General features: G+C 70.6%; 5 protein-coding genes and 1 tRNA gene. 2 read left to right on the forward strand and 4 right to left on the reverse strand.

Translation table 11 applies throughout. The features are described from left to right. Nucleotides 1-133 precede the first annotated feature (133 nt). A complete protein-coding gene (locus BH719_RS07765; protein ID WP_009744276.1) occupies nucleotides 134-2,146 on the reverse strand; it encodes an OPT family oligopeptide transporter in 2,013 nt (670 codons plus the stop codon). Between the two features lie 170 nt (nucleotides 2,147-2,316). Here BH719_RS07765 and BH719_RS07770 point away from each other — a divergent pair. Beyond that, nucleotides 2,317-2,406, forward strand: a tRNA-Ser gene (locus tag BH719_RS07770). Nucleotides 2,407-3,348: 942 nt separating this feature from the next. Here the strand turns inward: BH719_RS07770 and BH719_RS07775 are convergent. From BH719_RS07775 to BH719_RS07785, 3 genes are all read right to left on the reverse strand, one after another. Further along, nucleotides 3,349-3,777 carry a hypothetical protein gene (locus tag BH719_RS07775; RefSeq protein ID WP_009744277.1) on the reverse strand — a complete coding sequence of 143 codons (429 nt, stop codon included), beginning with the start codon at nucleotides 3,775-3,777 and terminating at the stop codon, nucleotides 3,349-3,351. 223 nt (nucleotides 3,778-4,000) lie between these two features. Next, nucleotides 4,001-4,684, reverse strand: coding sequence for a superoxide dismutase (locus BH719_RS07780; protein WP_009744278.1), 684 nt, complete (start codon nucleotides 4,682-4,684; stop codon nucleotides 4,001-4,003). A gap of 182 nt (nucleotides 4,685-4,866) precedes the next feature. Beyond that, entirely contained in the window at nucleotides 4,867-5,850 is a 984-nt protein-coding gene (locus tag BH719_RS07785; RefSeq protein WP_009744279.1) for a DUF808 domain-containing protein, read from the reverse strand. A gap of 268 nt (nucleotides 5,851-6,118) precedes the next feature. Here BH719_RS07785 and BH719_RS10220 point away from each other — a divergent pair. Continuing rightward, on the forward strand, nucleotides 6,119-6,427 hold a 309-nt coding region (locus BH719_RS10220; RefSeq protein WP_009744280.1), incomplete at its 3' end, for a DUF7059 domain-containing protein.

Raw genomic sequence — 6,427 nt, forward strand, 5'->3', positions numbered from 1 at the left:
CGGCCGCTCGGCGCGCGACCGGGCCGCCCGGCCGACGGGCGCGTCCCCGCCAGGGGGGGAGTGGCAGGGCTCAGGCCACGTTGGCTCCCCCCGCCCCGGCGCGCGGTACTCGCTGTAGTGGGGCAACAGGGGCTCAGGCCCCGTCCGCCCCTTCCGCCTCGGCGCTCGTGCGGCGCGTCCACCGGTACAGCAGCGCGATGGCCCCCACGAAGAACGCGACGCCGACCACCTGCCCCACGGGGGCGTACCCGTCGCCGATGAAAGGCAGTGCCAGCGGCGCCTCCGAACCCGTGGCCCCGGCGATGCCCGCGAAGACCACGCCGAAAAGCGACTCCCCGACGATCAGCCCCGTGGCCGCCAGAGTGCCGAAACGGCGCGCCCGGCCCGGTTCCGGGCGCCCGTCCGCCCACCGGTTGTAGAAGAACCCGATGAGCCCCCCGACGGGGATCAGGACCGTGAGCGACGACGGCAGGTAGATGCCCATGCCCACCGCCAGGGGCGGCAGGGCCAGCCTCCCCCTCGACAGGGGGCGCAGCGCCTCGTCGATGCCGATCACCACGGCGCCGATGACGGCTCCCAGGCCGAGCAGGCCCCAGTCGATCCCGCCGCCGAGCACCCCCTGCGCCAGCGAGGCGATGAGCGAGGCCTGGGGCGCGGCGAGCGCGCTCTCCCCCGCGCCCGGCGTCCCCTGGAAACCGAAGCTCGTCTGCATGAGGCCCAGGACCGGGGGGATCACCAGGGCGCCGAAGACGACGCCGATCACCAGAGCGACCTGCTGCTTCCACGGCGTCGCCTCCACCAGTTGGCCGGTCTTGAGGTCCTGCAGGTTGTCGTTCGCGATCGTCGCGATGCAGAAGACGATGGCCGCGGTGAACAGCGTGTAGGCGACCAGCGCCGTCGTCTCCTCGGCGGACGAGCCCGTCCCGTGGACCAACAGGACCGCCAGCGCGGTGAGGACGACCACCAGGATGCCCACGCCGGAGACCGGGGAGTTCGACGAGCCGATCAACCCCGCCATGTAGCCGCACACCGCCGCCACCAGCAGGCCCGCGGCCAGGATGAAGACCACGGAAACGGCGATCAGCGCGCCCGTGTTGTGCGCGATGGCCGTGCCCGACGCGAAGAACCACAGCAGGCCGCCGATGGGGAGCATCGACGCCAGGATCGAGGCCACGACCACGCCCGCGGGAATGTCCCTCTCCGTGCGCGCCACGCTGCCGCCCCCGTGCCTCGCGCGCGAGGCGGCCACCGACTCGCGCATGCCGCGCACGATCGGGACCATGATCTTCACGAGGGTCCACACGGCGGCCACCGCCATGACCCCCGCGCCGATGAAACGCACGTCGGAGCGGAAAACCGCGCCCAGGGCGTCCTCCAGGCCGTCACCCCCGTCCAAGGAGCCCGAGGCGAAGTAGGGGAGCAGCACCCCGTAGGACAGGAGCATGCCGACCAGCATCGCGACGCCGACCGTCATGCCCACCAAGTGGCCGACGCCGATGAGCGCCATTGACAACGACGATCCCAGCATCGTGCCCGTTCCGCCCAGCCGGAACGCGGCCGAGACGCCGCTCGCCGCGATCTTGAGGTTCGACAGCAGGCTCATGAGGGACGAGGCGAGGGCCCCGAGGACGATGGCGAGGAGCCCCCGCCTGTTGTCCTCCCCGGCCCCGTGGGCGTCGCCGACTTTGAGGATCTCGGCGCCCGCGACGCCCTCCGGGTAGGGCAATTCGGAACCGGTGACCAGGGCGCGGCGCAGGGGGATCGAGTACATGACGCCCAGGGAGCCGCCCAGGGCGCACACCAGCATGGTCTGCCAGTAGGGGAAGCCGTTCCACCACCCCACGATCACCAGGCCCGGCAGCACGAAGATCACGGCCGACAGTGTTCCAGCGGCCGAGGCGATGGTCTGGACGATGTTGTTCTCCTGGACCGTGTGGTCGCTCCACAGGCGCAGGACCGCCATCGAGATGACGGCCGCGGGGATCGAGGTGGCGAAGGTGAGGCCGACCTTCAACCCCAGGTAGACGTTCGCGGCGGTGAAGACGAGGGTGATGATGCCGCCGATCACGATGCCGCGGATGGTGAGTTCTTTGAGTGGGGCCGGTGCTTCGAGTGGGGCCGGGCGGCCCGCCTGTGGCGCGGACACGGAGTTTCCTTTCACTGCACGGATGGTATGCCAGGCCAGCCTAAGGCGGGGCGCGGATTCTGGCAGCGCGGGGGCGGTATGCGGGAGGCAGCGCCGACGTGTGCGAAGGGTCGCAGCTCCTGGCCCGACTTGCGCGACCATGACCCGCTTACGCTAATATGGCCGGGTAAGGTAGCGTGTCCGAGCGGCCGAAGGTGCAGCACTCGAAATGCTGTGTGGTGTAACAGCCACCCTGGGTTCAAATCCCAGCGCTACCGCCACGGGGAGCCCCGCGGTCCCAACCAGAAGTTGGGGCCGCGGGGCGTTCTTGGTGCAGGAGTTAGTCGCCGTGCCCTTGTCGGCCATGGGCGTAGACCGGGATGCGGCCGTTCGAACAGAGCTGCTGGCATCTCGGGCGGCGCGTGGGCTGACCGGCCTGTTCTGGTGGGGTTTCGTATTGGGAAGCGGGTCGGTTGATGTGGGGGCCGCTGGGTGTGCGACGGGATGCTGCCCTCATGCCCTTCTGGCGGAGTTTTGTATTGCAAAGCGAGCCGGTCGGGGCGGCGGTCGAGCTGTTTTGCGAGAGAAGCTGAGCCGCTGCGCGGGACAGCCCCGCGGAGTCGCCCGCGCGGATCGTGGTGCCGCTGTGAAAACGGGCCTGTCGTGCGCGGCGCCCGGACTCGGGCGCTCATGGGCCAGGTGGTTTCGCCGTACCAGCAACGGCATCCCAGTGAGAACGGAATCCGTCGCGCCGCCACAGCCTGCTCCTGTATCCAGCGACCGGGCCGGCACCGGAATTGGCGCACTCCCAAGTGCGGGGGCTACTTTTCGGTGAGGGAAAAGCCGCAGCGGGGCAGGGAAAAGGGTATTGGAGTGTCGCAGCGGGGCAGGGAAAAGGGCATTGGGGCAGGGAACCAGGTATTGGGGCAGGTGAATTGCCTACCCCAATGCGGCGTAGCCTACCCCAATGCGAGCCTGTGCCGATGGCTATGACACGTACCGTGGGGCTTAGCCTGTGCCGACGGTTATGACACGCACCGTGGGGCTTGGCCGGCGCCTGGCGGCTATGACGCGCTCCGCTGGGCCCCGTCTGTCGGCAATGACTCGCGCGCGGGCCCGTATCGCGCGGCCCGCCCCGCGCCCTCGCATGGCGAGGAGGCGGTGTGCCGCGTCGATCCCGAGCGCGATGACGAGGAGCTGCGCGTTCGCTGCGTGGTCCGGAGTCACCCGCGCAAGTCGGCCGCATCGCAAGGGCCGGGGCCCTCCGGGTGCCCCCGTGGCGCCTCGGGCGCCGACCCCAAGACCCCTCCGGTGAGGGTGCGCAGCAGCTCGTCGCGGTCCGGCTGCGGGTAGCCGTCCACCCAGGGGTATCGCTCCAGGATTTCGTCCACGCGGTCCTCGTCCAGCAGGCGCGCGATCTCGACGACCGCCGCCTCGTCGGGGGCGTGGAAGCTCCGCGGCGGCAGGGTGTCCGCCTCGACGTCCTCGATGGACAGCCACAGGGAACGGCTCACCGAGACCGCGATGTCGCCTTTGCTGAAACTGACGTCGACGTGCTCGTCGTCGGTGTTCGCCAAATCCGCGAGCAGCGCGGGAACGTCGTCGGGCCCGCCGTCGGAGTCCCCGCCGAACGCCCAGAGGAAGTACAGCACAACAGCCCCTATCCCAGATGGACCGGATGGGCCCAGTGTAACGCCCACGGTTGTGCGGGGGAGGGGCTGTGGGGGCGGCTGGAATGGCGGGGCCCGCCCGACAGGGGTATGGGGTGAGTGGATTGCCGGTGCGGTGCGAGCCGCCGGACAGGGGAGGGCAACAGCGAGGGGGCGGCGCCCAGCGGCTCCGCCCCCCTCACTCGCCGCCGAGGCGGTACGGGCGTCAGCTCTGCCACCAGCCCTTGATGGTGTCGACGGCCTGCGCGCCCAGGCCGGCCAGGGCCTCGTGGGCGTTGACCAGTCGGGAGGCCAGCCGGGCGCCGTTGAAGCGCTCCTCGGCGTTCGCCCAGTTGACGACGTTCCACCAGGCCTTGACGTAGTCGGCCTTGACGTTGCGGTAGTCGAGGTAGAAAGCGTGCTCCCACATGTCGATCATGAGCAGCGGGACGGTGGCGACGGGGATGTTGCCCTGCTGGTCGGTGAGTTGCAGGGTGACCAGGCGCTTGCCGACGGTGTCCCACGCGAGGACCGCCCAGCCCGAGCCCTGCAGGCCCAGGGCCGCGGCCGCGAACTGCGCCTGGAACTTCTCGAAGGAGCCGAAGAACTCGTCGATGGCGGCGGCGAGCTCGCCCTCGGGGCGCGAAGCGCCCTCGCCGGTCATGTTCGTCCAGAAGATCGAGTGGTTCACGTGGCCGCCGAGGTTGAAGGCCAGGTTCTTCTCGAGGAGGTTGATGGCGGCGAAATCGCCGGACTCGCGGGCGGCCTCGAGCTTCTCGAGGGCGGCGTTGGCGCCCGCCACGTAGTTCGCGTGGTGCTTGTCGTGGTGCAGCTCCATGATGGTGCCCGAGATGTAGGGCTCCAGGGCGGCGTAGTCGTAGGGCAGGTCGGGCAGGGTGTAAACGGGCATGGTGCTCCTTATGCGTTGTCCTTGGCCCCAGCCTAGTACTTTAGTCCCGGAATTGGGAGTGGCTAGTGCGGCAGGTCATAAGATGTGGTGCCCGTCCCGCACCCGGTTGCCGTCCGGCCGGTGCCCGCCGTCCGGAGGACTGTGATGCAGGGCGCTATTGCGCACCGGCGCTCCCGCCCGCATCAGCGCTTCCGGCGCACCAGGCGCCGCGCCACCGCCCAGACGAGGGCGAGGAATCCGCCCAGCGCCAGGCCGAACACCCCCGACAGGAACGACTCGGCGCACCACTGGGCGAAGCCGCCCGCCCCTGCGACCGCGTGCTCGGCGGCCGACACCACGTGGTGGGGGCCGGTGGCCCCCAGCTCCGCGAGGCTCTCGATGACCAGGTGCCCGCCGACCCACAGCATCGCGACCGTCCCCACGACGCCGATCACCCGGAACACCCGCGGCATGGCCCTGACGATCACGCGGCCCACGTTGTCCACGGGGCCGGGCCGGTTCTCCATCGGATCCGCCGCCGCGCCCTCCGGCGCTCCCGCGCGCGCCAGTCGCAGCCCGAAGTCGTCCATCTTCACCAGCAGCGCCACGAGCCCGTAGACGAAGAAAGTCATGAAGAACGCCACCGCGATGAGGATCGCCACCCGCCTCGGCGCCGACTCGCCGGCCAGTCCCGCCATCGACACGAGCATGATCTCCGAGGAGAGGATGAGGTCGGTGCGCGTCGCCGAGGCGACGATCCTCCTCTCCACCTCCTGCGGCGCTGTCTCCGGGCCCTCCTCCGAACCGGCCCCCGCCTCGTGGTGGGGGAGCCACCCCAGGGCGGACAGGACCTTCTCCCCTCCCTCGAAGCACAGGTAGGAGCCCCCCGCGATCAACAGGATGGGCAGCGCCCACGGTGCCAACCACGTGAGCGCCAGTGCGACCGGCAGGACGATGAAGAGCTTGTTGATCAGCGAGCCCTTCGCTATCCGCCCGATGATGGGCAATTCCCGGTCCGGGGAAAGGCCCTGCACGTACTGCGGGGTGACCGCGGTGTCGTCGATGACGACGCCCACCGCCTTCGACGACGCCTTGACAGCGCCCGCTGCGATGTCGTCCAACGACGACGCGGTCGCCTTCGCGAGTGTCGCGATGTCGTCTAGAAGCGCCACAAGGCCACTGGGCATGGGGGTCCTCTCATCGGGTCGGGCCGGTCGCGCGAGCGGGCGCGTTGGAGCCCGCAGCGCCAACGGGCGCAGTGCGCGCCGGGTCGGGGTGATTATACCGGCGCGCCCGCGCCCAGCAGCAGACAGGCGCTCGTGGGACGAGAGCCCCGGAACCGCGGGCCTCCGCGTCCCGGGAACCGCAGGGGCAGGCCCGGGGACGCCGGATCTCCGCCCCGGGCTGCGGGGACGTCGGCTTTGAGCCGCGGCGGCCTGGTCCTAGTCTGGAGGCATGACTCACTCCTCGACGCCGGTCCCCGTGCTCGACATCGACCTCATCGACTCCCTGCGCGCCGACCTCGGCGCCTCGGAGTGGACGGTGGACCGCATCAACGCGGCGCTCAGCGCCACCGCCACAGACGCCATGATGCGCGGGATGCGCGTCCCCGCCCTGCTGGAACTCGCGGGATCGCGCGACCCCGCTGCCGTCCTCACCCGGTTCTTCATGCTCGGCGCCGACGAGGCGTCCGACGTCCTCGACGCGGCGCTGCCCTCCCTCGGGGCGCGCGGTCTCGTCCGCCTCGGGCTGGCGGGCCCGGCG

Origin of the sequence: Pauljensenia hongkongensis (assembly GCF_001746855.1) — a bacterium.
GTDB classification, from domain to species: domain Bacteria; phylum Actinomycetota; class Actinomycetes; order Actinomycetales; family Actinomycetaceae; genus Pauljensenia; species Pauljensenia hongkongensis.

What these genes read in the sequence shown, in the direction of transcription:
- BH719_RS07780 (WP_009744278.1), bottom strand. Translation starts at nt 4,684, where the DNA reads ATGCCCGTTTACACCCTGCCCGACCTGCCCTACGACTACGCCGCCCTG.
- BH719_RS07785 (WP_009744279.1), bottom strand. Translation starts at nt 5,850, where the DNA reads ATGCCCAGTGGCCTTGTGGCGCTTCTAGACGACATCGCGACACTCGCG.